This is a genomic window from Polaribacter sp. IC066 (assembly GCF_007997085.1).
In the GTDB taxonomy this organism is placed as follows: domain Bacteria; phylum Bacteroidota; class Bacteroidia; order Flavobacteriales; family Flavobacteriaceae; genus Polaribacter.
The window spans coordinates 21,448-47,356 of sequence record NZ_VORR01000008.1; the positions used below are offsets into that span (position 1 = coordinate 21,448).

The following is a 25,909-nucleotide window of genomic DNA, read 5'->3' on the forward strand; positions in this document are numbered from 1 at the left end:
AAAATAGTTATCAATCTATTATTGTACTCTGGCTTTTTTTAAATTATTATTTATGTCTCATTTCGTCAAGCTCAATGCTGGCTCTTGTTTATAATTGCAAATCCTACTTCTGGAAATCGGAATTTTTCTAAACTTTGGAAAGAAATTCAGCATGTGTTAAACCATCTAAAAATAGACTTTTCTTTTGCTTTTACACAGTTTTCTAAACATGAAGTTAAATTGGTGGAAACGGCAATTCAACAAGGTTTTAGAAACATTATTTCGATTGGTGGAGACGGAACATTACACCATGTAGTTAACGAAATAATGATGCAAAGGTATGTAAAAACTTCTGATATAACTATTGGAGTGATTCCTTTAGGTACTGGAAACGATTGGATAAAGACCTATAACATTCCGAATTCTATAGAAAAATCAATTAATATCATTCATCAAAATAAAACAATTTTACAAAATATTGGAGTTTTAGAAACTGAAAGTAATACTATTTCTTATTTTAACAATATAGCAGGTGTAGGCTATGATGGTTATGTTGTTCACAAACTAGAGAAATTAAAACGTTTTGGTTCTATTGGATATTTATTAGCCGGAATTGCTGGTTTACTATACTATAAAAAAACTATTTTTAAAATTATTTTTGATGATAAGGTTATAGAAACCAATTGTTTAATGGTTTTAATCGGAATTTTTAAATTTTCTGGGGGCGGCATGCAGTTTACTAAAAATGTAAATCCTACGGATGGTTTATTAGACATTACCATTGCTAAAAATTTAAATTTAGCAGATTTACTATTAAATATCAAAAAATTATATAACGGAAATACTACGCATCATCAAAAAATTGAGACCTATAAAACCAAAGAAATTGCGGTAATTTCAACTACTTCAAAACCTTTTATTCAAGCGGATGGTGAACTCGTTGGCACTGGAAAAATACACGTAAAAATTATTGAAAAAGCAATTAATTTCTTGGTGAACTAACGTTTAAAAAAATCTAATTTATCACCCTAAAATATAAAGAATTTATAAATTACACTACCTCTTTAGTTTGGTATCCTACTTCATACATACGTAGTTCTTATTTGTAAAACTGAATCTTTATTATTATCATGAGATTTTTTTCAAAGCAAAAATAAATGAAAAATTATAAGTACTTCTTATAGAATTCTTTAAATTAAGTATAAATACGTTAAAAAAATCTTAAATTTTCTGTAACGTTTGGCAAAATATTACGTCTTTATATTAGAAGAAGATCTTTTATTATGAAAAGCTTGCGAAAAATTATAGCATTATTTGCCTTTATCCTTATTGCGGGTATCTGTATTACTATAGCTACCATAAATACTTCTTTAAATAAAAGTGACCTTAAAAATGAATCTACTGTAGAAATTAATAAAGACACACTTTATCGTTTAAAAGTTAAAAGGAAGAATGCTTAATTTACGTTTACCTTTTTTGATACCAAGTACTGCAATCATACTTACAATACCTTTATCAACTTCTAATTCATTTAAAATTAATAGTATTGTTTTAGAATAGCTGTTTGCTTTTTAAAAAACTAAAAACTTAATTTTTCAGACTTATGAACATTCTATATTATAATTATATTTCTTTTCTCAAATTTTAAAAAACAATGATGGTTATAATAGTCTGTGAATAGCTACTACAAAATAAGTACATTTAGTTTTTATATGTGAGTTATTAAAAACCACTGACATCTTATGAGTTTTTAATCACTTAAAAATCAACTCTAAAATAGAGTTGTTAACAAAACTTATAAACAGCAGTTAACCTAAAATACTTAGTAGTTCATAACCCAACCTATGTAAACAAATTGTAAATTTTATGTTGATAAACTTTTATCAAAAACTTATAATAAAGTTTGCGTATGTGGTAAGCTCCCCTGTATTGAAATAAAAATTAGAATGACCAAAAAAAGTTTCGAGTTTTTCATATCAACTTCTTAACAATTACTTAAAACGCTAAAAACTTAAAAACTAATAGGTTATTAAAAATGCTAAAATTTTGATTGTTTATAACTGTTGATAACCGTTAATTTATATATTTTTGCTGAACAACTCAATTAAAATCAATCTATTATGACAATTGCAATTGGTAACGATCATGCAGGTACCGAATACAAATTCGAAATTATAAAACATTTAGAAAATAAAGGATATACAATTCTAAATTTTGGAACCGATACAAATAATTCTATGGATTATCCTGATGCTATTCATCCCACAGCAAATGCTGTAGAATCTGGTAAAGCAACATTAGGTATAATTCTTTGTGGTTCTGGTAACGGTGCTCAAATGACTGCAAACAAACATCAAGGAATAAGAGCTGCTTTGTGTTGGAATAATGAATTGGTAGCTTTAACAAGACAGCATAATAATGCAAACGTTTTAACCATTCCTGCTCGCTTTGTGTCTTTACAACAAGCCATTGGTTTTGTAGATGTTTTTCTTACCACAGCGTTTGAAGGTGGAAGACATGGAACTAGAGTTGATAAAATTTCTTGTTAAATAAAAATTATTCGATATTAAATTTTTAAAAAAGAATTTTACTCAAAATATTAGAAAGTGTATTGAATCTGATATTAAGCATTGTCAGTTCGAATGGTTTTGCTTTTTTAAGCAAAATTGTATCGAGAACATCTAGAATTTAGAATTATGAATTTTATAACAAAATCATTCCAAGAATTAACAACAACAGAACTCTATCAAATTTTACAATTACGATCAGAAGTTTTTGTAGTAGAACAAGATTGTGTATACCAAGATATAGATTTTAAAGATCAAAAAGCGTTGCATGTTTTTGGTGTAAAAAATGATAAAATTGTTGCCTACACGCGTATTTTTAAACCTAAAGATTATTTTGACGCTGCAAGTATTGGTAGAGTTGTTGTGCAAGAGAATGAAAGAAAATTTGGCTTTGGGCATGAGGTAATGAAAGCATCTACAAATGCAATAAAAGATCATTTTAATGTTGATGAAATTACAATTTCTGCGCAAGTATATCTAAAAAAGTTCTATGAATCTCACGGATTTAAAAAAGTAGGTGAAGGTTATTTAGAAGACGGAATTCCGCATATTAGAATGGATAAGAAGTAGTACTAAAAATTGACTCTAAAACTTAAATTAGGTGTAAAAGGTAAAGAATAATTATTGATTATTTTTACATTATTTGTACTCGCATTGTCTACAATATAATAAGAATCTAGCATATTTTGTTTGTCAGTTATATTGGTACAACCAAAACGAATGGTAGATTCTACGGTTTTAGAAAGCTCAAATTTATAACTCCCAGAAATATCAATTCTAAAAAAATTATCTAATCTTTCTTGGTTAGGATTATCGTAGTTTACAATAATTCTATTGCCATTTTGTATGGTTTCATTTCCTTTTACAGGTTTTGTATAAGGTCTTCCAGAACGCAAAATACCACCAAAAGAAACTTTTAAATTTTGAGTGAAGTTGTAATTAAAAGCTGCGCTTAAGGAGTGAGAAATTTCTAAACTATTAGAAAATGTTTGCGGATTAAAAACATCAAAAGTATATTCGTTTTTTGAATATGTATAACTTACCCAAGTGCTAATTTTTTTGGTTTGTTTATTCACTAAAAGCTCTACTCCTTTTGTTTCATAGTTGCCAATAGAAATAAAGTTTTGTGTGTTGTTATAGAAACCTTGATTTGCTGCCGTAATACCATCTATTTTTTTGTAAAAACCAGTAATATCTGCATAGATTTTATTTTTAGAATATTCGATACCAAAAGAAGCTTGTTTACTTGTCATAATAGGCGTATTTTCATCGTCAGAAAGAATCCACCTTCTTTTTTCTATACCTAAAAAATTATCTTCAAAATCTATTTTTTGTGTGGTAGTTTGGTTTTTAAACTCTCCTTCTAACTTTATAGCAAATTGGTCATTTAATTTTTGTCTGATATTAATTCTTGGTTCAATCACCAGTTTTTGAAATTTATGAAAGTAATTTGCCCGAACTCCAAACCTTGCGAAGGTGTTGTTTTTATGATACTCAATTTCTGAAAACAAGGCACTTTTAACCAAAACATTTTTTTCTATTTTAGAAAAAGTAGGTGCGTTTACAGTTGTGGTATTCTTAACGCCAATTTCATTAAAAACAAATCCGTTTATAAAATGTAAAGCATCAGAAAATTCATAGGTAGAATTCAGTTTTAATTCAGTTTCTAAAACATTATTAAACTGTGTTTGAAATTGATCGGTATCCTTATTATAATCTGACGAATTTATTTTATAATCTGAAATAAAAATAGATAAGTTAGTAGAAAATTTAGCATTCCAATTGGCATCCCAATTCATATTTGCACCTAAATTTTCTTGTTTTAACGCACTATTTTCTTCAATTGTAGTGTTGTTAGAAGTGTACTGTTCTAAATATTCTAAATTATTTTTTATGTGGATAAAGTTGGTTCTAATGGCATGTTTATAATTAAGATCATATAATAGTTTAAAAGAACAATCAAAGAAATAAAAATTCGATTCTGTGTTATTTACAGTATTTGATGCAACTGAATTATCTTGAAAACTTCGCGAAAAATAATTATTATAAGTTGGTGTATTTACGATATCTGTAAAAGATCTTCTTGCAGAAATATGCAGCTCTAAATTTTCTTTTATAGGAATCTGTACAAAAGCATCTGTACTTAACAAATTGAAACCGCCGCCACCAGAAAGTTTATTGGTAATGCTGTTAGCAGTTTGCATGTTTATGGTAGATGAAACTCCGTCTGAAAACGCACTACTTGTGCCGTTTTTAGTAACACTAACTTTTTCTGTTAAATAAGGATTATAAGCAGAAATTAACCCAAAAAAATGACCAGAATGATACATTTTAATGCCATCCCAAAGTATTAAATTTTGATCATTTCTACCACCTCTCACATTAATATTAGAAATAGTTTCGTTTACACTTTCTATACCCGGTAGAATTTGAATAGTTTTTAAAATATCTGGTTCTATTAAACCAGGAAGAATGCCGAATTTTTTGGTGTTTAAAACAACACTTCCATCTACATTTTTTTGCAAACCAGAAGTTAAAAGTTTTGGCATTGTAATTTCTGATAACGCTTCTGTTTTTTCTTCTAAAAAAATTTGTTCGCAATTTAAACCATAAAATAATGCTTTAACCGCTATCTTTTTTGTTTTAAAACTTATAAATGAAATGCTTAAAGTAGCTTTTACAGGAACATTTTTTAAAGTAAATATTCCTTTATTATTGGTGGTAGTTCCTAAAGTAAAACCAGCTACTTGAATAGATGCCAATACCAAGGGTTTTAGTGATTGTGAATCTAAAACCGTTCCGCAAATACTTACTGTTTTGTTTAAAAAAGAAACCGTAATATATCTATTGTCAAGTGTTTTAAAGTGTAAAAAAGTTTTCTCGTTTAAAAAAGCTAAAAGTTCATCTATGGATATTTCTTTTTCTGGTTGCGCTACATAAATATTTTTGATATCATTATCAGAATAAGAAAATTTAATATCGTAGGTTTTTTCAAGTTGTAATAACAACGAAGAAAGTGCTACTTTTTCAGTTATACTTTGACTGTAAAGAGTATTTAAAGTCAAGAAAAGACTGATAAAAAAAAAGCTACTTTTATGGAGCTGTGTTGAATACAGTAATTTTTTTACCATTAATTTTATAAGATAATTGTAAAGGGATTGTTACTGATTGCATGGCTATTTGTACATCTGTATGTTTAAAACCACCAGAATATAAAACATTCAAATTTATATTTTCTGTTTCTATTGTATAACCAAATTGGTTTTCTATTTCTGCTAAAACAAAACGCAACGAGGTACTTTTAAAATTAGATTCTTTTTGTAACCAAGACTTCTCTCTTATATCAAACGTTTTTTTAGTCGCTATCTCGTCATTTATCACTCTAAAAATTGTTCCTTTTGGTAATTTTACAAGTGTATCTTTATAGGCAACACTAACCAAACCTTCATAGGTTTTAACCTCAAAATAATTAGTTCTTTTCTTTACGTTAAATTGTGTTCCAAGCACGGTAACAGAACCTATATTTGTTTGCACAGTAAATGTTTTACCTTTTTGAACTTTAAAAAAAGCTTCTCCTTTTAAAGTTAAGCTTCTGCCCTCTTCCCAATTTTTTTTAGTGTAAATAATTTCTGAATTTGCGTTTAAAAAAACTTCAGAATTATCTGGTAAAGTAACATTTTTAGTTTGTGCGTATGTTGTTTTAAAACTAGAGGTATTGTTAAAAAGTAAGAAATAACCGCTGGTAAATAAAACTAGAAGTGCTGCGGCATATTTAAAGATTTGTTTAAAATTAAGAGAAACAACTTTATTTTTTTTAGCCGTCTTTTTTGTCTTCAATTTTAAGCTTGCAAGGGCTTTTTGAACATCAACTTTAGGGGTTGCTATTTGAGGAGCATAATGCGCAATTTTCTCTAAAGTTTTAAAAGCTTCTGTTTTTTTTAAACGCACAAGTTCTTCTTCAGATACTTCTCTATTCAGATTGTTTAATGTATTGGGCAGCAGAAACAAGTCAAGGAATTGGTAGCATGATCTCTGGAGGGCAAGTACCAGCATTAGATGCACAATGTTTAGCAGATTTAAAAGCAAACGGAGGAAGATAATTTATCAACTAAAAACACAAAATAGATGAAAACAATATATATTACAATAGCATTAATGATTACAAGTATCATATCATTAAGTGCCCAAGACAGAAAAAATAAATCGACAGCCGGCATTAAAGGTGGTTATAATGTATCTTCTGTTAGTTTTGACGGATCTTCAGAAACTGAAAAGTTACACGGGTATCATATCGGTATTTATGGAGAATCTTACATAGGTAAATACCTTTCTATTCAGCCAGAAATTTTATATTCGAAACAAGGGTATAAAATTATAGATGAAAACGGAACTTACACGCAAAAGTTAGATTATATAAATGTGCCATTAATGTTAAAAGTATATCCTGTAAAAAGCTTTTTTATAGAAGCTGGGCCACAAATAGGATTTTCTATTGCACATAAAGAAACTTTTGATTCTGGTTTTATTTTATATGATACTTCTAAAGAATTTGAGCCAAGCAATTTTGATTGGGGAGTAAATTTAGGGGTAGGTTTTAAAAGTGATGCCGGCGTAACATTAGCTGCAAGATACCATCTGGGTCAAAGTGATATTTACGACGAAGACAAGCCAAAAAATAGAGTTTTACAAATCTCTTTAGGATTTGAGTTTTAAGTTTTATCACAATAATTTTACTGAAATAAAAAGAGCGAAAAATAATTATTTTTCGCTCTTTTTTTGTTTTATAAAGTAAGTATCCAAAGCCAACTATAAAGTGTAAAATGATGATTTCTGTTGCAACATATAAAGTGGTAGTAGAAGTATCCATACTACAAAATTAGAAAGAATTCTTTTTATTTTATTTGACAAATGTCACATAATAGCATCAACTTCAATAACACCACTTACTGCTAAATCTTCTAATTTTATTTCGCCAATTCTAACACGAATTAAACGCAACGTAGGAAAACCGACGGCAGCAGTCATTTTTCGAACTTGTCTAAATTTTCCTTCTCTAATTACTATAGCAACCCAACTTGTAGGTCCATGTCGTTCATCTCTAATTTTCTGACTTCTCAATGCAAATTTAGGATCTTCAATTAACAATGCTTTTCCTGGTTTTGTGATGTACTTTTTGCCATCAAAACCAATTTCTACACCATTTTTTAATTGTTCTACTGCTTGTTGTGTTATAATTCCGTCTACCTGAACATAGTATTCTTTTTCGTACTTATTACTCCTAATTTCATGAGAAACTTTGCCATCTGTTGTTAAAAAAAGTAATCCTTCAGAAGCAACATCTAAACGCCCAATTGCCATTGTTCCTTCTGGAAAATCATGCAAATCTCCTAATAATTTTTTCTTCCGCTTTGCGGGATTTATAAATTGAGAAATCATTCCCCAAGGTTTATGAATGATAAAATGGCGATGGTTTTCTAACAAATTAAAGCACTTTTATTTTTACAGAAAAACTATTTTTTTCTTCGGATAAAGACATGTTTTCTTCCGAAAATTTTTGATCTGTGTACGATGTATATTGTGTAATGGGTTCTATGCAAATCATGTTGTCAACTTCTGTCCAGAGCATAAAATTGTTAAAACCTTTTGTTGTAATTTCTAGATCTTTTTTATCGCTATTTTTTAGAATAATTTTATCTGTATTTAAAACAGGAAAAGCATTAGCGCCTGCTTTATAAATTTCATCTAAAGTGAATCCTTTATCGCCAGAGACTAAAGTTTCTTTGCCAGTTTCAGATAATAAAAAAGCAGGATGATAGCCGAGCATAAAAGGCATTCTTTTTTCTGAATTGATGATAAAATTGATGGTTAAAATATCATTATCTAGTTTAAAATTCTTTTCAAACGAGAAATCAAAAGGCCAAAATAAATTTGCTTCTGTAGATTTCTCTGGAAACTTGCTATTTGTAATTTGGGTATTTTTCTGATATTTTTTGATAAAATTAGCACTTTTTTTATCCGAAGAAACCAAAGTATAGACCATTTCACGCAGCATACCGTGCTGATCTTGAACTGCATCACCATTTTTGGTATGTACTTTAAAATTATTTTTATCTGTTGGCCCAATTATAGGAAACATTTCATCATCAGATTTACGCCAACCTTTACTTCCCTTTTGATGAATGTATTCTTGGTTTTCTTTTTTAAAACTGATCAATTCGCCGTTTTCAATTTTAACTTCTGATTGCTTGTCTTCAGAAATTAGTAAAACTACATTTTTCATTTGTGTATAATTATTTTAATCTATCCGGATTTTTGCCCAATTTTTTTGATTCAGAGTAAACTCTTCTTTCTAATTTTTTAATATCTTCTTCTGCAGGTAAGTTTTCAGGTTTAATTCCTCTTTCAAGTAGTATCTTTCTAACAGAACTATTATTCGTTATATGTTCTTTAGAAATACTGTTTTCTGTTCTTAAATCTTTGTCTTTGGTATTAAAAATAGTTATTTCTGTCGCAAAATCTTTTGCTTTTATAGTAATTGTTGGTAAATAATCTGCTAAAGCTCTATTATTAGGAATCCCTAATTTAGTTTTCATTTGTTTTGTAGAATTCCCAAATAAAGATTGATCTCCTTGTGTAATTTCAGAATTATGCATTTTTTTCTATAAATAAAATTATGTCAATTATATCCATTTGTAAATTAACTCTAAATATTAAAAAATCATTTTCTCTGGCTATTCGATTTTTATCATTATCTATTATTTTTTGCCTTTGACTTACTCTATGATGAGGTTCATCAAATTCTAAAAGTATTTTATTATTGATTATACAATCATAATAATATTTGTCAAGATTAAATTGATATTTAAAAAAGAGTTTATTGTGATGACAATACTTTTTAACTAACTGTAAAACCACGCTTTCATTTCTTATTGAAAAAAAATTATTTAGTTTGAAACTACTTGAGAGCTCTTGTATAATTAAAAAAGCTTCATTGTCAATTTGATAGTCAATAATACTTCTTTTTGCATTTGAACCGAGTTTAACTTTTTTATTACATTTTACAATTTTCCCAAGAATATGTTTATGCATGATGATATTTTGTGCTCTTTTAATGATATTGTGAAAATTTCTCCATTCAGAATATCCTAAAAGTTGTTGTAAATCTCTGGCAAACCAAAATTCTATGCCAGAATCAGTAGTTTGCGAATGGTCTTCAAAATTGTGAGCCAAAGTTTGTATAATTTCCTTTTTCATAGGTTGAATTTTATATTGTTATAAAAGTACGAAAATGAAACTAAAATATTAGGAAATTAAAAGTAGTTTTTCGTAACTTGTCTCACTTAAAATAACAACATTTTCAGCACAATATATGGCAGCAGATAAAGAAAATAAAGAAAAAATAGCAAAGCTTAAAGCATTACAACTTACACTAGATAAGTTAGATAAGACCTATGGAAAAGGAGCCGTAATGAAAATGGGCGATTCTGTGGCAGAAGATATAGAATCCATTTCTTCTGGTTCTTTAGGATTAGATTTAGCATTAGGCGTTGGTGGTTATCCAAGAGGTAGAGTCATTGAAATTTACGGTCCAGAATCTTCTGGTAAAACAACCCTTACTTTGCATGCAATTGCAGAAGCACAGAAAGCAGGTGGTATTGCAGCTTTTATTGATGCAGAGCATGCGTTTGACCGTTTTTACGCACAAAATTTAGGCGTTGATATAGAAAACCTTATTATTTCTCAACCAGATCATGGAGAGCAAGCTTTAGAAATTACAGAGAACTTAATACGTTCTGGAGCAATAGACATTGTTGTTATCGATTCAGTTGCAGCGTTAACGCCAAAAGCGGAAATTGAAGGTGAAATGGGAGATTCTAAAATGGGTCTGCATGCACGTTTAATGTCGCAAGCATTGCGTAAATTAACAGGTACTATTTCTAAAACAAAATGTACCGTTATATTTATTAACCAATTAAGAGAAAAAATTGGGGTGATGTTCGGGAATCCGGAAACAACAACAGGAGGAAACGCACTTAAATTTTATGCTTCGGTTCGTTTAGATATTAGAAGAAGAACGCAGATTAAAGATGGTGATAAAGTTATTGGAAACAGTACAAAAGTAAAAGTTGTAAAAAATAAAGTAGCACCACCCTTTCAAATTGCAGAATTTGATATTATGTATGGACTAGGAATCTCTAAAGTTGGTGAAATTTTAGATATTGGTGTAGAGTTAGGTATTATAAAGAAAAGTGGTTCTTGGTTTAGTTATGGTGAAACTAAATTAGGCCAAGGAAGAGATTCTGTAAAAGGACTGATTAAAGACAATCCTGAATTAGCAGAAGAACTTGAAGGTAAAATAAAAGAAGCTATTGAAAATCAAGATTAAGTATTAAAAGTTCCAACTATTATTATGAAACTGCTATTGGAGTAATCAACCAATAGCAGTTTTTATTTTTAAAGATGATCAAAATATCAGAAAACATACAATTAAAAGAAGTTTTAAGTTCAGATTATGAATTTCTTTTTAGGTTAATGCAAGAAATATATACACCAGCATATCAGCATTTTTGGACGGATGAAGGCGCTTGGTATATAAATTCACAATATTCAAAAGAGAATATTTTAAAAGAACTTTTAGACAAAAAAGCAAGGTATTATTTTATCCTTTTTAAAGGTAAAATTATTGGTAACTTTAGGTTTATTTGGGATGAAAAATTGGAGGGTTTACCAGAAGAAAAACAAGTAAAATTGCACAGAATTTATCTGCATCCAAAAACACAAAGAAGCGGAATCGGTAAACTTTTGTTAGCTTGGTTAGAGGAAAAAGCGGAACAAAAAGGCTATCAAATTATTTGGTTAGATGCCATGAATGAGCAACAAAACGCTTTTCAATTTTATAAAAAATTAGGGTATATCTATTATTCGCATACATTTTTACCTTTTGAGTTAATGCATGATAGTGTTAGAAAAATGAGTCAGGTTTATAAAGTGCTTCACTAGTGTTTATTAAAAAGATGTAAGACCACTTCGCTAAAAGACACAACCTATTTGCCGCTAGGAAAAGAAACAAGACTTTTTAACTAACTCTATTTCAGTGGCGCGTAAATCACGAAAAGAACAGTTTATAGTACAAATTTATTCATAATTAAAATGTATAACTGAAATCTATACCCAACAATTTATGCGTAATAATTTGTATTTCATATAGTTATTTAGCACTAAAATATTTTTAGCAGACACTTGTTAAAGTGCTTGTGTAGTCAGTAGTTTTACAATCCATAAAATTAAATACAAACCAAGACCAAAACCCGCAAAGAAAACCGCTAAAACAAAACCTATTCTAATATACTTTGCTTCGATATTTATTTTTGGGCTTAACCATTTTGATACTCCTAAAATCATACTTTATTAGTGAAACTCAATTTTGAAAAATAGCGGAGCTATAAATTTAAAATTGTAAGTTGAACTAATCCCGATTTTTAGCGGGATCTTGGGTTTAATATCCCGACGCTCTGCGTCGAAATATTAAAAGGATATTCTTTTTTGATATTTCGATAGCTCTGCTTCTAAGTTGTTCATTAATAGTTGTACCAAAGAAATCATTAACCTTTATCAAAAACTAGGGTAGCAAATAAAACAGAAAGTAGCGCAAACTTTTTTGCGAATCATCACCTTTCTCTGTGAAACTTTGTAAGTCTCTTTTAATATCTATGTAATAATTTTAATTAGATACCAGTTTCAGAATTATTAAAAAGTAGTTTTTAAACTCCAGTGCTCCCAAACCCACCAGAACCCCTTTCAGTTTCAGATAAAATTTTAACTTCTTGCCAGTTTATGCGTTCGTGTTTTGCAATAATTAACTGCGCAATTCTTTCACCGTCATTGATCGTAAATTCTTCATTGGATAGGTTCACTAAAATTACACCAATTTCTCCACGATAATCTGCATCTACAGTGCCAGGAGAATTTAAAACAGTAATTCCTTTTTTAGCAGCCAAACCACTTCTAGGTCTTACTTGAGCTTCAAAACCAACGGGTAAAGCAATGAATAAACCTGTTTTCACAATCGCTCTTTCTAAAGGTTTAAGTGTTATAGACGTGTCTATATTAGCTCTTAAATCCATTCCTGCAGCACCATCAGTTTCATAAGTAGGCGTTGCGTGTTTCGATTCGTTTATAATTTGTACGTTCATATATTTATAGGTTGTATAAAAATGTAATTACTTCTAAAAATTCAGTTTTCCAAAAAGCCTCATTATGTTTGCCTTCTGTTACAATTTTTGTTTTTATATTATTTGCAGGAAAACCAACATCTATCAATAGTTTAGCCATATTTTCTGTGTCAGGAACCATAGAATCTCCTTCTTTGCCGCCCACTAAAAAATAAAGTTTGGTGTTTTTCTGATTTCCATTTTTATTTGCAAAGTCATTTATTTTATTAGAAAACCAAAAAGAGGTTGATAAGGCACCAATTTTACCAAAAACGTTTGGGTATTTTAATCCGCCATAAAAAGAAATTAATCCACCTAAAGAACTCCCAATAATCGCAGTATTTTCTCCATTTATTTTAGTTCTGTAATTAGAATCAATATAAGGTTTTAGTTCATTTGCTAAAAAATCAACATAGATTTCACCTTTTCCGCCACCATATTTTTCATGTGGATAAGGGGTGTATTCTTCAATTCTTTTTTCTCCACCATTTTCTACACCAACAACTATAAAGCCTTTTCCAGTTTCTTTAAATAGTTGATTTAAAGTTTCATCTACTTCCCATTCTCCTGCATAAGAAGTTTTTTTATCAAACAAATTTTGCCCATCATGCATGTAAATTACAGGGAACTTCTCTGTTGATGTTTCATAATTTGGAGGTAAATACAACCAAATTTTATGAGAAACGGAGTTTAAACCTTTAATGACAAATTCTTTCTCTAAAACAACAACAATATTTTTAGATGCTGTTGAGGTGTTCTCTTTTTTTAAGACTTTCTTTTTGCAAGAAGATATTAGAAAAATCAGAGAAAAGAGAATAGATAGTATTTTTTTCATTCAATATTTTCTAGTGGAAGCAAATATAATAAATCAACCTAGTTTTCTTACATTTGAAAACTAAATATATACGTATGATTGAGCATCAGAAGATTGCTGTTTTTGGAGGTGGAAGTTGGGCAACTGCTATTGTTAAAATGCTGACAGAGAATTTAGAAACTGTAGGTTGGTACATGAGAAGTACTCAAGCAATAGAACACATAAAAAAGAATGATCACAATCCTAAATATTTACGTTCTGCAGAATTAGATGTAAATCGTTTAGATTTATCTGATGATATCAATTATATGGTTGCCAAATACGATGTGCTAATTTTTGCAATTCCGTCTGCTTTTTTAACGAGTGAATTGTCTAAACTAAACGAATCATTAACAGGTAAAACTATTTTTTCGGCTATTAAAGGAATTATACCAGAAACTGGCTTAATTGTAGGCGAACATTTTAATAAAGAGTACGATATTCCGTTAGAAAATATTGGCGTAATTACTGGACCCTGCCATGCAGAAGAGGTGGCTATGGAGCGTTTATCCTATTTAACAATTGCTTGTCAAGATGAAGATAGAGCAAAAAAAATGGCAGGCGCTTTAGAAAGCTGGTATATTAATGTAAAGACTACAGATGACATTATTGGAACAGAATATGCAGCCGTTTTAAAAAACATTTATGCTGTGGCCGCTGGGATGGCTCATGGTTTGGGGTATGGTGATAATTTTCAGTCTGTGTTAATGAGCAATGCAATTCGAGAAATGAAACGCTTCATTAAAAAAGTGCATAAAATGAAGCGTAATATTAACGATTCTGCTTATTTGGGAGATTTGTTAGTGACCGGATATTCAACTTTTAGTAGAAATAGAATGTTTGGCAATATGGTTGGGAAAGGATACACAGTAAAATCTGCACAGCATGAAATGAGTATGATTGCAGAGGGTTACTATGCTACCAAAAGTGCCTATAAAATTAAGGAAGAAAAGGACATGAAAACTCCTATTATCGACGCTGTTTACAATGTTTTATATGCGGATAAAAATCCTAAAAAAGAATTTAAAAAGTTGACGAATAAACTGGATTAATTGTTTAATTTTGAACAATTATTTAGGTTTTTAAACTTTTACCATGAAAACAATACAAGAGGTTGTAGAGAGTACCATTAGAAAAACACCATTTATAGAAGAAGCTTTAAATGAAAAACTGATTAATGTTTCTTCGTTAGCAAGAATTATTTTACCAGAAGTTTCAGCAGCTTTAAAGAAAGATGTAAAAGTTGGTGCGGTAATGATGGCGATTAACAGACTTTCTCCTGCAAGCGAATTACGCATCAGAAAAAATATAAAAAGATTATCTCTTAATTTGGGAGATGTAATTGTACGTTCTGATTTGTGCGATTTTACATTTAAAAATACACCAACACTTTTAAAAGAAATTGCAAAAGTGCTCACAAAATCTTCTGAAAGTTCAGACTACTTCTTAACAGTTTCTCAAGGTATTTTTGAAACGAACATTGTAACAAGTAAGAACTTAAAACTTTTTGTTGATGAAATTTTCGAAGAGGAAACTTTAACGCATAGTATGCAAGAGTTGGCTTCGATTACCATAAAATTACCAAAAGAAAATTTAGAACAATCTGGTATTTATTACTTTATTTTAAAGCAATTAGCGTGGGCAGACATTCCTTTACAAGAAATTATTTCTACCACAAATGAAATGACCATCGTCGTAAAAGAGGCAGACATCAATCAAACCTTTGCTATTTTAATGGACATGAAATTGAGCTAATTTAATGGCTAAACAAGATCCCTACGCAGCATTAAGAATAAAGGAATTCAATATTTTTCTATTCGTAAGATTCCTATTAGTATTTGGCTGGTCGATGCAATTTATTGTCATCGAATGGCAAGTATATTCTATTACAAAAGATCCTTTGTCACTAGGAATTATCGGTTTAATGGAAATTATACCCGCCTTTTCTATGGCGTTATTTGCAGGTCATATTGTAGATCAAAGAGAAAAAAGAAATTTATTAGCCCTTTGTACAGGCGCTTTCTCATTAATTAGTTTAGGCTTATTTTTATTAACAACAGATTCAATATTAAACAGTTGGTCTACAAATGCTGTTTTATATTCCATTTATGCATTGGTTTTTTTCGGCGGATTTTTACGTTCTTTTTTCGGACCTACAATTTTTTCTTTAGTAGCTTTGTTGGTTCCTAAAAAAATATATCATAACGCGGCAACCTGGAGCACAAGTACCTGGAAAACAGCTTCCGTTTCTGGAGCGCTTTGTGGAGGTTTCTTTATTGGTTGGATTGGGGTTGATAAAACACTATCTATCGTTTTTGTTTTGGTAGTACTCTCATTTATCACCCTTTTTAAAATAAAAAAGAAACCAATTTTAAACACAAAAATTGGCGAACCTATTAAAGAGAGTTTAAAAGCTGGTGTTCAATTCGTATTTAAAAATAAAGCAATTTTAGGTACTTTAACCCTAGATATGATTGCCGTTTTATTTGGAGGAACTGTCGCAATTTTATCGGTATTTGCCCAAGATATTTTAAAAGTAGGACCAGAGGGTTTTGGTATTTTAAACGCCTCTATTTCTATAGGAAGTATTGTAACGATGTTATTAACAACCTACATTCCTATCAGCAGAAATACAGGTAAAAAAATGTTGATTTCGGTATTTATTTTTGGTTTAAGCATTATTGCTTTTGGCATGTCCTCTATTTTCTGGGTAAGTGTTTTAGCGTTGTTTATAAGTGGCGCGGCAGACGGAATTTCTATGGTTATTCGTCAAACTATATTACAATTAAAAACGCCAGATGATATGAGAGGCAGAGTCTCTTCTGTAAATTCTATGTTTGTAGGGTCTTCTAATGAATTAGGTGCTTTTGAAAGCGGTTTAGCAGCTAAAATAATAGGACCTGCAGCTGCGGTTATCTTTGGCGGATCGATGACTTTAATTACAGTAATAACTACAGGAATTGTAAGTCCTACAATTAGAAATTTAGATCTTACCGAAGAGATTGAAGAGAATGAAAAAGAGGATTAATTATTCAGGAATTGTTTTATAATTGCCCAATAATAAAGTCCAATCGTAACTTTTAAAATTTATATTTTTTGGTTTTTCGGGTGTAATTCCGTATTTTAAAAGAATCTTTTTTGCGCCACATTTTCCACCAAAATCTCCACGAAACCAAGACATTAATGCAACAGACGTAGCTGTTTTTGTTTCTTTAGTATATGTTGTTTGTTCTTTTAAATATGCTGTTGCCATAAAATTTAGCTCTTTGTCTAAATTTTTAGCCGTGTATAAGGCAACTGGCGGACAGCTTTTTGCGCCACAATTTAAGGCAAAATGAATCCTCCAATCAATAGTGTTAACGCGTAATGTACGTTCCCATTTTGGTTTAAACCACTTTCTTAAATAACCCAAACTTATTTTTATTCTAGATTTTCTAATAATATCGTGCTCAATATTATCAAAAGACAATAATTCGCCAGCAATTTTTACTCTAGGTGTTCCAAAAAAACTTCCTCTATCTTCATATAGTTTCGGATTTTCAGAGAGCGAAATCTGAATAAAAGAATTGTAAATGTTTATCCAAAAAGCCAATTTTTGTTGGTCTGTTTTAAGTTCATTCACTAATTCATTTAAAGTACTTTCTGCTAAAAGATCAACTTCTTTTTCGTAAGAACTATCGGTCATAATATTTTGTAGTAAATCTTTAGATATTTGACTATAATTTATATTATTTTGTGCATTTAATGTAAATGTTGATAAAAAAAAGAAGAAGATTAAAAACTGTTTCATAAAAAATGACGTAAGTTTAAACATGTTAATAAGTATTATAATTCCGGTTTTTAATGAACAGCAAAACCTTGCAAAGATTTTGTCGTTTTTATCTGAAGAAGCTAACAAACTTCCTATTGAAATAATTGTTTCTAATTCTCCAGAGTCTATTGATGAGAGTGGTATGATTTGTAAAGAATTTAACAAAATTACTCATTTTGATGCTACCATTAAAGGAAGAGCTGCTCAAATGAATGAAGGTGCAGCCAAAGCTAAAGGAGATATTTTACTTTTTTTACATGCCGATGTAATTTTACCAAGAGATTTTTATCATCAGGTTATTTTAGCTATTAAAGAAGGAAATAAGGCAGGCTTTTTTGCATACAAATTTGATAAAGAAACTTTTTTATTAAAGATAAATGGTTCTTTTACTAAAAAAGATGGTTTTTTCGCAGGAGGTGGTGACCAATGTCAGTTTTTTACAAAAGAAACCTTTAAAGTTTTAAATGGTTATAATACAGCATTTTGTATTATGGAAGATTTTGAAATGATGGATAAAGTTAGAAAACAAAAAATTCCTTTTAAAATTATACAGTCTAAAGCAACGGTAAGTGCTAGGAAATATGAAGCTAATTCTTGGTTAAAGGTAAACCTAATTAACGGTTATGTATTTTTAAAGTATCGGTTAGGCGTAAACCCAATACAGCTGCGTAAAACGTATAAAGGGTTATTGCGTGAAACTGTTTAACGAATAATTTATCCCTCTTTTTATTACAAAAATAATCTTAACGAACTCTTTATTTTCTCTCTAAATTTTTGTAGATAATAGGAGGTTTTATAAATTCAAAAAACCGTTTTTCGAAATTCAAAAAACGGTTTTAATTATTATTTTAAATAAGTTTACTTTATTACTTTAAGTGCAGTAATCGATTTAATTTTTATTTTCTCTCCAGTTAACTCTCCTTCGTCGTCTGTTAATTCTAGTTCTTTTGTAATCCAAGTTACAGAGAATTTAATGTCAATATATTCCTCTTCAAATAAATTATATTCAAGGTCTTCGTCAAAATCGTAAAATAAAATTTCGTTTTTCGACTCGTCTATAAACTTATAGTATTCGTTATCATCGATTCCTTTATAAGTTGCTGTAATTATATTTTGGTTTACTTGTTTTTTAGTGGTAAAAGAAAAAGCTGCGGCAATAAATAGCACGAATGCTATGGTATATAATTTTTTCATGATTTTGTAATTTTAAGGTTGTTTTTTGTAAAATATAGTAGCTATTCTTTTGTCTTAAAAGAAGATGCTTTTTGTTGAAGTAAAACGAACTATATTTTCATAAGCCTTAAAATTATAAATTTAGTTATAGTAAAGATATATTATTTTTCAATTGAAATTTAAAAAACAGATAAAAATTTCATGAAATTTTTATCTGTTTTTTAAATGGTTATTTAATTGATTTACAATGTGTTGTTGGTTTATTTTTAGTTTAATTTCAAAATTTTACTGTTAAATAGAAATAATAATTAGCAGAAAAAATCCTGAAAAGTGCTTAACAAATCCATTTTTGCCTATATATTTTAAGGTAATTACAGTATTTTAAAACTTAAATGTAGTTTTTTATTTCTTTCATATTATAAACCACTGACGTATAGTATCTTAAAAATATTTTATTCAAAAGTAATGGCAGTTTTTATATGTTTTTCTAATTCAGATTGATGTGTACGAGTAGTTGCATCATCCCAAGAAAAATATTGTTTAAAGAGTTGAAAAACCAATTTTTTAAATGCACATACGCTGTGCGCGTCAAAAAATAAACGACCAGTTCTACGCATAAAAAAATCAGTTGGGTTGCAAGCCATTTCGTAATGTATCGAAAACCAAACTTCTGCTTTAATCATTTTTTCTTGTTGATTTTCATCAGCCAAATCATCAAACTTCTGTAAAATAATGTCTGTTTGTTTGCCATAATTATAAACCAGATATTCAGCATCTTTTTCATTAAAATCTACTTCTGCAATTCTATTATGAATAGCATCTATATAACTTTTTACTTCTGATGAATCGTTAAAAGTTCCGCCAGAAAGCACAATTTCTTTCGTTTTAATATCGCTAAATTCTTTATCAAATCTTCTTTTGTATTTTTTAGCAACTACATCTACAATGCGTTCTGCCATTTTTCTATAGCCTGTTAATTTTCCGCCAGCAATAGAAATAAGTTCGGAGTCCGAAACAAATATTTCGTCTTTTCTAGACAATTCAGAAGCAGATTTACCTTCTTCATGAATTAAAGGACGCAAACCGGCCCAAGAAGATTGAATATCTTCTAAAGAAATAGTTATGTCGGTAAACATATTGTTTACTGCGGCTATTAAATAGGTTGCATCGACTAAACTAGTGTTTACATGGTCTTTGTCTTCTTGATAATTGGTATCTGTGGTTCCGAAATAGGTCACCTTTCCACGCGGAATTGCAAACATCATTCTACCGTCTGGTACATCGAAATACACAGATTGTTTTACAGGTAATTTATCATAAGCAACTACTAAATGAACGCCTTTTGTAAGGTGCAAACGCTTGCCTGTTTTTGAGTGATTCATTTGTCGCAACTCATCTACCCAAGGTCCGCAAGCATTTACTACATATTTGGCTTTTATAGTAAATTCATCGCCAGAAATAACCTCTTTTACCTTTGCGCCAGCAACTCGATTATCTTCGTAAATAAATGCTGTAGCTTCTGTATAATTGATGATTTTTGCTTCATAATCTACTGCTGTTTTTAAAATCTCAATGGTTAAACGGGCATCATCCGTTCTGTATTCTGCATAATAGCCAGCGCCATTTAGAATACTTTTTGGTAGCAGTGGTTCTTTTTCTAAAGCTTCTTCTTTGTTTAACATTTTACGTTTGTCCTCACCTTCTACAGAAGCCAAAATATCATATACTTTTAAGCCAATAGAGGTTAACCAAGAACCATAGGTTCCGCCATCAATTAAAGGCAATATCATTTTTTCTGGAATCACTAAATGTGGGGCTAAATTGTGAACAATAGCTCGTTCTGTGCCTACTTCTTTAACTAGCCAAAAATCGAATTGTTTTAGATAACGCAAACCACCATGAATTAATTTAGTCGATTTGCTTGAGGTGCCAGAAGCAAAGTCGTTTTTTTCTATCAAGGCCACTTTCATTCCTCTTGAAGCAGCATCTAAAGCAATACCAGCTCCTGTGATACCACCACCAATGATTAGAACGTCAAATTCTGTAGATTCTAAATCGTGAATACTATTTTTTCTATTAAAATAAGAGAAGTTGGTCATATTAAAAATTGATTTTATAAATGATACTCATATAAAAATGTAAGTCTAAAATACAAAAAAGCAGAACATTCGATTTGACTTTTAGAAATTTTTTAGGTAAAAAAGATGTTTTTAATTTTATTTACACATATTTTTACAGAAAAAACTAAAATGGCAATATCAGATTTATATTCTACAGGAAAACACAAACAAGAAATTGGGCATTTTGCCAATATTGTAAAAATTGCAAAAGCAGATGGAGAAATTACCGAAGGTGAAGAGGCACTTTTAATTAAAGCTGGTAAAAGCTTAAATATAACAGTAGAAGAATCGATTCTTATTTTAATAAATCCAGAAAAATTTCCCACAAACCCTCCTGCAAGTTATGATGATAGAATAGAACGTTTGTATCGTTTGGCTAAAATGATTTTAGTAGACGGAGACGCAAAATTACCAGAGGTTAAATTGATGCGAAAAATTGCCATTGGTTTAAATTTCTCTAATGAGAATGCAGAAAAAGTGTGTGATGAAGCGATTCATTTAGTGAGTAATAAAAACGATTTAAATGATTTTATAGTCGCTATTAAAAAAGTAGACAGCGTTTAAAAGAAGTTATTATTTATTTCAAATTTTTGTAGGCAAAGCAGCAATATTTTTTTGGTTTTGATTTTGCCAATACTGTTTAATATTTTCTATTCTTTATGTTTTGCCCAAACTTTTAGGTCATTTCTTTTGTTTTTAAATTTATATAAGCCAAAAGATCTGCCGTAATATGTTTGGGTATATTCAATAACAATATCAAAAATTTTACTGGTAGCAGGAGTTCTAGGAAATAAAGAAAGAACATCCTTCCTGTTTTTTTTTGGTTTTATTTCTTTTTCTCTGTAAACATAAAATAGTAGGTGTTTTTTCAAAAGAATAAAATAGGATCTTAATTCTTTTATTTTCTGGTAGATTATTCGCAGTTTCATTACCAATTTCGTTGGCATTTGGCTATAAATCGTTGTTTTTATCCATCACTTTAAAAGAATCTATTCTTTTTGTTGATAAACTTACGCTACTTAAAGTTGGCTTAAAGGCGACAAAAATAATTTTTGTGCTTCAATAAAATTCTGAAGTCTTGATGTGGGTTTTGTTTAAAATTTTTGATAAATACAATTTATAATGACAAGACCAATTTTAAAAATATGATTTTATAACATTGATAAATTGTTACCTTTAAGCAAAATAATTTTTTTATGGAATATGGATTTTTATCAGTAATACCTCCAATTATTGCCATCATTTTAGCATTAAAAACCAAACAAGTGTATATCGCTTTGTTATTTGGTATTTGGTTCTCTTGGTTAATTATCGAAGGTTGGAATCCTTTAACAGGAACTTTAGCGATGATTGAAGGCATGGTAAATGTGTTTCAATCTCAAGGAAATACAAGAACCATTATGTTTAGTGCTTTGGTTGGCGCATTGTTAATTTTTATTCAATATTCTAGAGGAGTAGAGGGTTTTATCAATATTATCAACCGAAAATTAGTGAAATTAGAAAGTAAAAAAACTGGGTATAGTAGAGTAATGGTGCAAATTTTAGCAACGGTAACAGGTTTATTATTGTTTGTAGAAACAAGTATTAGCTCTTTAACAGTGGGAACTTTATACCGTCCAATTTTTGATAAGTTAGGAATTCCAAGAGAGAAATTAGCGTATATCGCAGACTCTAGTTCTGCACCTTCGTCCATTTTAATTCCGTTTAATGCTTGGGGTGCTTTCATTATGGGATTATTACTCACACAAGGAATTGAAAAACCGTTTGCTGTGATGATTGCATCTATTAAATATAATTTTTATCCTTTGTTGGCAATCTTAATTTTGTTTATTATTATTTTATCAAAAAAGGATTTTGGTCTTATGAATAAGGCCGAAAAAAGAACCAAAGAAACAGGCGCGTTGATGAATAAAAATTCAAAGCCTATGGTTTCAGACGCCGTTACCTCTTTTCCGCCAAAAGAAGGAATAGAAGCGAAAGCCTATAATATGATTGTACCATTATTAACCATGGTTTTGATGATGCCGATTAATTTGGTCTATACCGGTTGGGATGCCGTAAAAACATCTACATCATTTTTAGAGCATGTTTCGCAAGCAATTGGCGAAGGCTCTGGTTCGTCTTCGGTTTTATACGCTGTAATAACCTCGTTATTGGTTGCCATGCTCATGTATTTTATACAAGGAATTATGAACCCGAAAGAAGCTGTAAACTTAACCTTAAAAGGAATTAGCGAGTTAATGCCTTTGGCTTTGTTGATGTTGTTAGCGTTTGCAATTGGTGATGCTTGTAAGGAATTAGAAACCGGAATTTATGTAGCCAATGCCACAAAAGAACGGTTATCACCAGAATTATTACCAGCTGTTGTTTTTTTAATAAGTTCTTTTATTGCATTTTCTACAGGAACTTCTTGGGGAACTTTTGCAATTATGTTAGCAATTTCAGTGCCAATGGCAAATATTCATGGCGCAGATATTACCATTGTTGTTGCGGCAACTTTAGGCGGAGGAATTTTTGGAGATCATTGTTCACCAATTTCTGATACTTCTATTATTTCTTCTATGGCTTCTGCAAGTGACCACATAGATCATGTAAAAACACAATTACCCTATGCCTTGGTTGGTGGCACAATTACGGTTGTTATGTATTTGATAATTGGTTTTTTTGGCTGATACTAAACGCAAAGGCGCAAAGAAGTCGCAGAGTTCGCAAAGAAATAGTCTATAATTTTTGTTTTTTCTGGATGATAAAAGAAGCAAGAGTGCCATTTCAAAATGAGTTTTTTTAAGCGATTGAGAAATCACAGAAAGCAAGAAATGTAAAATTGTGCAACTTTATGTGATTTTTCTCTTTGGTAGAAAAGACAAAACAGAGACCTCACAGGTTTTTTAAACCTGTGAGGTCTGAAAACACAAACTATGAAAGAAAATAAATTAATAAAAAAAACAACCAACACAATTAGTGCTGGCGCTGATCAAATTTTTGAACAATTTAAAAACAGAGTTTCTAAAATAGGCGATTTAGGATCTAGCACTAAAAATAAGTTTGTTGATTATGTTAAGGATGTTTTTAATGTTTTACCGCTATTAGAAAAAGCAGGATTTAGAACAAATCGATTAATTGTAGGGGTTTCAGTGCCGCCTTCTATAGAAATTCATTTTAGCAGATTTAAAGAAATTGATCAAGAAGATATAGAAGTTTTGTATGAAGAATACAAGGATAAGAAAATGTTTAAATTGATTTTAAAAGCATTGCTAATGTCTAATGATTTTCAATCGAAGTTGTCTTCGGATACTTTAGTGTTTTCAGAAACCTGTATTGAAATTTCGATTCCGCCAAAAGTAAGTATTAAGTATTTAAGAAAAGATATTGTAAGTTTAAATAAGATAGAGGCGGAGTTTGATTAAATAAAATTAAAAAAAAAATCAAGAGTGTCATTTCGAAATGAGCTTTTTTAAGCGATTGAGAAATCACATAAAGCAGAAAACGTAAAGTTGAGCAAGATTATGCGATTTCTCTTAACGTTGAAAAGACAAAATTGTGTCTAAACTTAAAAAGGATACTTTTCCTTTGCGAACTTTGCGAAAAAACTTTGCGTATTTGCTTTAAGTTTTTACGCTAAAATTCCATGTTTCTTAATCTCATCAATCATGCGCAAAGCACTTTCTTTAATGGTGTTTGCTTTAAATAGAAATGTTTTTTCATACAGTGTGTTTCCTTCAAAAAAAGTTACCTGAAAACGGTTGTTTAATTCAAATAATTCAGGTTGTATAAATTCAATTTTCGCAAAAGAAGTTGCCGGAAGATTGTCTAGCTTTTTGCGCAATAAAGAGGTAGTTTTTGTTTCAGAAAAACCTTGCGAAACAACGACTATCATTTCTATAGCCACCTTTTTATTGTTAATAATGTATACATTCCAATCATTTGTTTTATAAATATCATTGTATTCATAAACAACGGCCATTTCTATGTTGGTAACTTCAGGAATAATTATATCTTTTTTCACTTTATTGCTTTTTCTTTATATTCTTTTGGGTGATAAAATTGAGGTGAATCAATGAAATTATCATAAGAATAAGGATGTTATTTTTTTGGTTTTTAAAAGGGATAAATTCAAAAGAGTAGGTAACCCAAAGACAATTAATCCAATCTTTAAGCTAACTAAACTAATTGATTTTTTTTAATTAGTTTCAATTACCAAACTTTATAGAAATCTTCTTTAGAAATTACATCACCATCACAGTCATCAATCGTTAATGTATCTTCACATAAACCACCAAATTCGTCTTCAAGATTGTCTTCAGCATATTTTAAAATTTTTCCGCTTTTGTAAACCGTTATTTGTTTTAGAACTTCGTCAGCATCATTCGTTTCAAAATACCAAGTAGAGGTTCCCCAGTTTGCGTATTCATCATCTCTATTTTCGTCCCAAAATTGTGTAAAGTAGTTCATTGTATAAATTATTTTTGATTTTTTATTTGTTTTATCATATCTTTCTATGAATTCGCAATTGAGCTACTTTAAATTTAGCTGTTTAAAAATAAGATAAAACGCTCTAATTTACTGTAAAGTAGTTTGTTTTAGTGTCTCATTAATTTTTAGAACTCGTTTCTTATTTTTAAAAGAGTGTCAGTTGTTAATAACCAATGTATAGCTCTTTTTTTTGAGCCATTTATTAATTTTTTATCAGCAGTCCAAACTGGCGCATTTAACGCTAAAGAAAGTGCTACAAATAGAGTCTCAACTCATTCATGTTTTGAGTTAATTTAAAAGCATCATTCCAAGCAGATCGTTGAACATTTATAATATCAATTAATTCAATTTTTTTGAATACAATTCGGATTAAAAAATCGAAATCTTTTTCAGAATATCATGATATTTTTAATAATTTATTTTGATGATTTTTAAGGTTTTCTAGTACAAAAGTTGGCGAATAAAAGTCAAAAACTCCTATAGAATTAGGTAAAAGGTCTCTAATTTTTCTTTCGGGATTAAGCAATCCACTAAAAATGATATTAGTGTCTACAACAATTTTCACTTCAGAAATCTATTACCGTTTTTTGCCACTAAGAATTATTTATTTCTGTAGAAATTTCATCAATCTGCTTTTGAGAAGCTTTACTTTTTGACGCTATTTCCCGAAATTTTAAATAATCTAAAATTCTTTGCCCCCCCCATAACATACCGCATCCGAA

Annotated in this window: 30 protein-coding genes and 1 pseudogene; 14 read left to right on the forward strand and 17 right to left on the reverse strand. The window is 29.8% G+C overall.

Translation table 11 applies throughout. The annotated features are described in order from the left end of the window. The first annotated feature begins 84 nt into the window (after nt 1–84). From ES044_RS03935 to ES044_RS03945, 4 genes are all read left to right on the forward strand, one after another. Complete coding sequence (locus ES044_RS03935; protein WP_223269142.1) at nt 85–981, forward strand: diacylglycerol/lipid kinase family protein; 897 nt, start codon at nt 85–87, stop codon at nt 979–981. Nucleotides 982–1,262: 281 nt separating this feature from the next. Continuing rightward, nucleotides 1,263–1,439 (forward strand): hypothetical protein, encoded by a 177-nt coding sequence (locus tag ES044_RS18435; protein ID WP_189663218.1) that lies wholly within the window; start codon nt 1,263–1,265, stop codon nt 1,437–1,439. A 660-nt stretch (nt 1,440–2,099) separates the two neighbouring features. Beyond that, the gene (gene rpiB / locus ES044_RS03940) at nt 2,100–2,528 is read left to right on the forward strand and encodes a ribose 5-phosphate isomerase B (RefSeq protein ID WP_147118609.1); all 429 of its coding nucleotides are present in this window, start codon (nt 2,100–2,102) and stop codon (nt 2,526–2,528) included. Between the two features lie 147 nt (nt 2,529–2,675). Then, nucleotides 2,676–3,116: a GNAT family N-acetyltransferase gene (locus ES044_RS03945; protein WP_147118610.1), complete on the forward strand. Its 441-nt coding sequence runs from the start codon at nt 2,676–2,678 to the stop codon at nt 3,114–3,116. Between the two features lie 2 nt (nt 3,117–3,118). Here ES044_RS03945 and ES044_RS03950 read toward each other — a convergent pair whose 3' ends face one another. Together ES044_RS03950 and ES044_RS03955 are read right to left on the reverse strand one after the other, a co-directional pair. Continuing rightward, nucleotides 3,119–5,611 (reverse strand): TonB-dependent receptor domain-containing protein, encoded by a 2,493-nt coding sequence (locus tag ES044_RS03950; RefSeq protein ID WP_317131217.1) that lies wholly within the window; start codon nt 5,609–5,611, stop codon nt 3,119–3,121. Nucleotides 5,612–5,639: 28 nt separating this feature from the next. After that, nucleotides 5,640–6,494 (reverse strand): FecR family protein, encoded by an 855-nt coding sequence (locus ES044_RS03955; RefSeq protein ID WP_223269143.1) that lies wholly within the window; start codon nt 6,492–6,494, stop codon nt 5,640–5,642. A gap of 177 nt (nt 6,495–6,671) precedes the next feature. Between ES044_RS03955 and ES044_RS03960 the strand changes: the two genes are divergently transcribed. Next, complete coding sequence (locus ES044_RS03960) at nt 6,672–7,259, forward strand: porin family protein (RefSeq protein WP_147118613.1); 588 nt, start codon at nt 6,672–6,674, stop codon at nt 7,257–7,259. Nucleotides 7,260–7,457: 198 nt separating this feature from the next. On the opposite strand, the gene ES044_RS03970 is transcribed toward ES044_RS03960, so the two are convergent. Genes ES044_RS03970 through ES044_RS03985 form a run of 4 tightly spaced genes read right to left on the reverse strand, consistent with a single transcriptional unit; the run spans nt 7,458 to nt 9,800 of the window. After that, on the reverse strand, nt 7,458–8,027 hold the full coding sequence (locus ES044_RS03970) for a pseudouridine synthase (protein ID WP_223269144.1): 570 nt from the start codon (nt 8,025–8,027) through the stop codon (nt 7,458–7,460). A 1-nt stretch (nt 8,028) separates the two neighbouring features. Further along, nucleotides 8,029–8,826, reverse strand: a complete 798-nt coding sequence (locus tag ES044_RS03975; RefSeq protein ID WP_147118615.1) for an aldose 1-epimerase — start codon at nt 8,824–8,826, stop codon at nt 8,029–8,031. Nucleotides 8,827–8,836: 10 nt separating this feature from the next. Further along, complete coding sequence (locus ES044_RS03980; RefSeq protein WP_189663219.1) at nt 8,837–9,199, reverse strand: hypothetical protein; 363 nt, start codon at nt 9,197–9,199, stop codon at nt 8,837–8,839. Further along, nucleotides 9,192–9,800: a hypothetical protein gene (locus ES044_RS03985; RefSeq protein ID WP_147118616.1), complete on the reverse strand. Its 609-nt coding sequence runs from the start codon at nt 9,798–9,800 to the stop codon at nt 9,192–9,194. The genes ES044_RS03980 and ES044_RS03985 overlap by 8 nt, the downstream gene beginning before the upstream one ends. A gap of 115 nt (nt 9,801–9,915) precedes the next feature. On the opposite strand from ES044_RS03985, the gene recA reads away from it, so the two are divergent. Together recA and ES044_RS03995 are read left to right on the forward strand one after the other, a co-directional pair. Beyond that, nucleotides 9,916–10,932, forward strand: coding sequence for a recombinase RecA (gene recA / locus ES044_RS03990; protein WP_147118617.1), 1,017 nt, complete (start codon nt 9,916–9,918; stop codon nt 10,930–10,932). A gap of 74 nt (nt 10,933–11,006) precedes the next feature. Continuing rightward, entirely contained in the window at nt 11,007–11,546 is a 540-nt protein-coding gene (locus ES044_RS03995) for a GNAT family N-acetyltransferase (RefSeq protein WP_147118618.1), read from the forward strand. 243 nt (nt 11,547–11,789) lie between these two features. Here ES044_RS03995 and ES044_RS04000 read toward each other — a convergent pair whose 3' ends face one another. The 3 genes from ES044_RS04000 to ES044_RS04010 all read right to left on the reverse strand — a co-directional run bounded on the left by ES044_RS04000 (nt 11,790) and on the right by ES044_RS04010 (nt 13,592). Beyond that, nucleotides 11,790–11,948 carry a PspC domain-containing protein gene (locus ES044_RS04000; RefSeq protein WP_147118619.1) on the reverse strand — a complete coding sequence of 53 codons (159 nt, stop codon included), beginning with the start codon at nt 11,946–11,948 and terminating at the stop codon, nt 11,790–11,792. 359 nt (nt 11,949–12,307) lie between these two features. Next, nucleotides 12,308–12,739 carry a dUTP diphosphatase gene (gene dut / locus ES044_RS04005; RefSeq protein ID WP_147118620.1) on the reverse strand — a complete coding sequence of 144 codons (432 nt, stop codon included), beginning with the start codon at nt 12,737–12,739 and terminating at the stop codon, nt 12,308–12,310. A 4-nt stretch (nt 12,740–12,743) separates the two neighbouring features. Further along, nucleotides 12,744–13,592, reverse strand: a complete 849-nt coding sequence (locus ES044_RS04010; RefSeq protein WP_147118621.1) for an alpha/beta hydrolase — start codon at nt 13,590–13,592, stop codon at nt 12,744–12,746. Nucleotides 13,593–13,666: 74 nt separating this feature from the next. Here ES044_RS04010 and ES044_RS04015 point away from each other — a divergent pair, with 74 nt between their 5' ends. The 3 genes from ES044_RS04015 to ES044_RS04025 are packed head-to-tail and all read left to right on the forward strand — an operon-like array spanning nt 13,667 to nt 16,638. Then, nucleotides 13,667–14,662 carry an NAD(P)H-dependent glycerol-3-phosphate dehydrogenase gene (locus ES044_RS04015; RefSeq protein ID WP_147118622.1) on the forward strand — a complete coding sequence of 332 codons (996 nt, stop codon included), beginning with the start codon at nt 13,667–13,669 and terminating at the stop codon, nt 14,660–14,662. Nucleotides 14,663–14,705: 43 nt separating this feature from the next. Then, nucleotides 14,706–15,365 carry a hypothetical protein gene (locus tag ES044_RS04020; RefSeq protein ID WP_147118623.1) on the forward strand — a complete coding sequence of 220 codons (660 nt, stop codon included), beginning with the start codon at nt 14,706–14,708 and terminating at the stop codon, nt 15,363–15,365. Nucleotides 15,366–15,369: 4 nt separating this feature from the next. Next, nucleotides 15,370–16,638 (forward strand): MFS transporter, encoded by a 1,269-nt coding sequence (locus tag ES044_RS04025; protein ID WP_147118624.1) that lies wholly within the window; start codon nt 15,370–15,372, stop codon nt 16,636–16,638. On the opposite strand, the gene ES044_RS04030 is transcribed toward ES044_RS04025, so the two are convergent. Further along, nucleotides 16,639–17,400, reverse strand: a complete 762-nt coding sequence (locus ES044_RS04030) for a DUF547 domain-containing protein (protein WP_147118625.1) — start codon at nt 17,398–17,400, stop codon at nt 16,639–16,641. Between the two features lie 22 nt (nt 17,401–17,422). On the opposite strand from ES044_RS04030, the gene ES044_RS04035 reads away from it, so the two are divergent. Then, the gene (locus ES044_RS04035) at nt 17,423–18,127 is read left to right on the forward strand and encodes a TIGR04283 family arsenosugar biosynthesis glycosyltransferase (protein ID WP_147118626.1); all 705 of its coding nucleotides are present in this window, start codon (nt 17,423–17,425) and stop codon (nt 18,125–18,127) included. A 152-nt stretch (nt 18,128–18,279) separates the two neighbouring features. Here ES044_RS04035 and ES044_RS04040 read toward each other — a convergent pair whose 3' ends face one another. Next, nucleotides 18,280–18,615, reverse strand: a complete 336-nt coding sequence (locus ES044_RS04040; RefSeq protein WP_147118627.1) for a hypothetical protein — start codon at nt 18,613–18,615, stop codon at nt 18,280–18,282. 431 nt (nt 18,616–19,046) lie between these two features. Then, entirely contained in the window at nt 19,047–20,693 is a 1,647-nt protein-coding gene (locus ES044_RS04045) for a glycerol-3-phosphate dehydrogenase/oxidase (protein WP_147118628.1), read from the reverse strand. A 105-nt stretch (nt 20,694–20,798) separates the two neighbouring features. On the opposite strand from ES044_RS04045, the gene ES044_RS04050 reads away from it, so the two are divergent. After that, a complete protein-coding gene (locus ES044_RS04050; protein WP_147118629.1) occupies nt 20,799–21,278 on the forward strand; it encodes a TerB family tellurite resistance protein in 480 nt (159 codons plus the stop codon). An 86-nt stretch (nt 21,279–21,364) separates the two neighbouring features. Here ES044_RS04050 and ES044_RS04055 read toward each other — a convergent pair whose 3' ends face one another. Continuing rightward, nucleotides 21,365–21,586, reverse strand: coding sequence for a hypothetical protein (locus ES044_RS04055; protein ID WP_147118630.1), 222 nt, complete (start codon nt 21,584–21,586; stop codon nt 21,365–21,367). Nucleotides 21,587–21,910: 324 nt separating this feature from the next. Here ES044_RS04055 and ES044_RS04060 point away from each other — a divergent pair, with 324 nt between their 5' ends. Then, nucleotides 21,911–23,386 (forward strand): Na+/H+ antiporter NhaC family protein, encoded by a 1,476-nt coding sequence (locus ES044_RS04060; RefSeq protein ID WP_147118631.1) that lies wholly within the window; start codon nt 21,911–21,913, stop codon nt 23,384–23,386. A 246-nt stretch (nt 23,387–23,632) separates the two neighbouring features. Continuing rightward, on the forward strand, nt 23,633–24,121 hold the full coding sequence (locus tag ES044_RS04065; protein ID WP_147118632.1) for a hypothetical protein: 489 nt from the start codon (nt 23,633–23,635) through the stop codon (nt 24,119–24,121). A gap of 206 nt (nt 24,122–24,327) precedes the next feature. On the opposite strand, the gene ES044_RS04070 is transcribed toward ES044_RS04065, so the two are convergent. From ES044_RS04070 to ES044_RS19435, 4 genes and pseudogenes are all read right to left on the reverse strand, one after another. Then, nucleotides 24,328–24,720 (reverse strand): hypothetical protein, encoded by a 393-nt coding sequence (locus ES044_RS04070; RefSeq protein ID WP_147118633.1) that lies wholly within the window; start codon nt 24,718–24,720, stop codon nt 24,328–24,330. A gap of 188 nt (nt 24,721–24,908) precedes the next feature. Beyond that, the gene (locus ES044_RS04075) at nt 24,909–25,166 is read right to left on the reverse strand and encodes a hypothetical protein (RefSeq protein ID WP_147118634.1); all 258 of its coding nucleotides are present in this window, start codon (nt 25,164–25,166) and stop codon (nt 24,909–24,911) included. A gap of 146 nt (nt 25,167–25,312) precedes the next feature. Beyond that, nucleotides 25,313–25,441: pseudogene (locus ES044_RS19430) on the reverse strand (PIN domain-containing protein); the annotation flags it as partial. A gap of 143 nt (nt 25,442–25,584) precedes the next feature. Then, the gene (locus tag ES044_RS19435) at nt 25,585–25,752 is read right to left on the reverse strand and encodes a PIN domain-containing protein (protein WP_189663220.1); all 168 of its coding nucleotides are present in this window, start codon (nt 25,750–25,752) and stop codon (nt 25,585–25,587) included. Nucleotides 25,753–25,909: the final 157 nt, after the last annotated feature.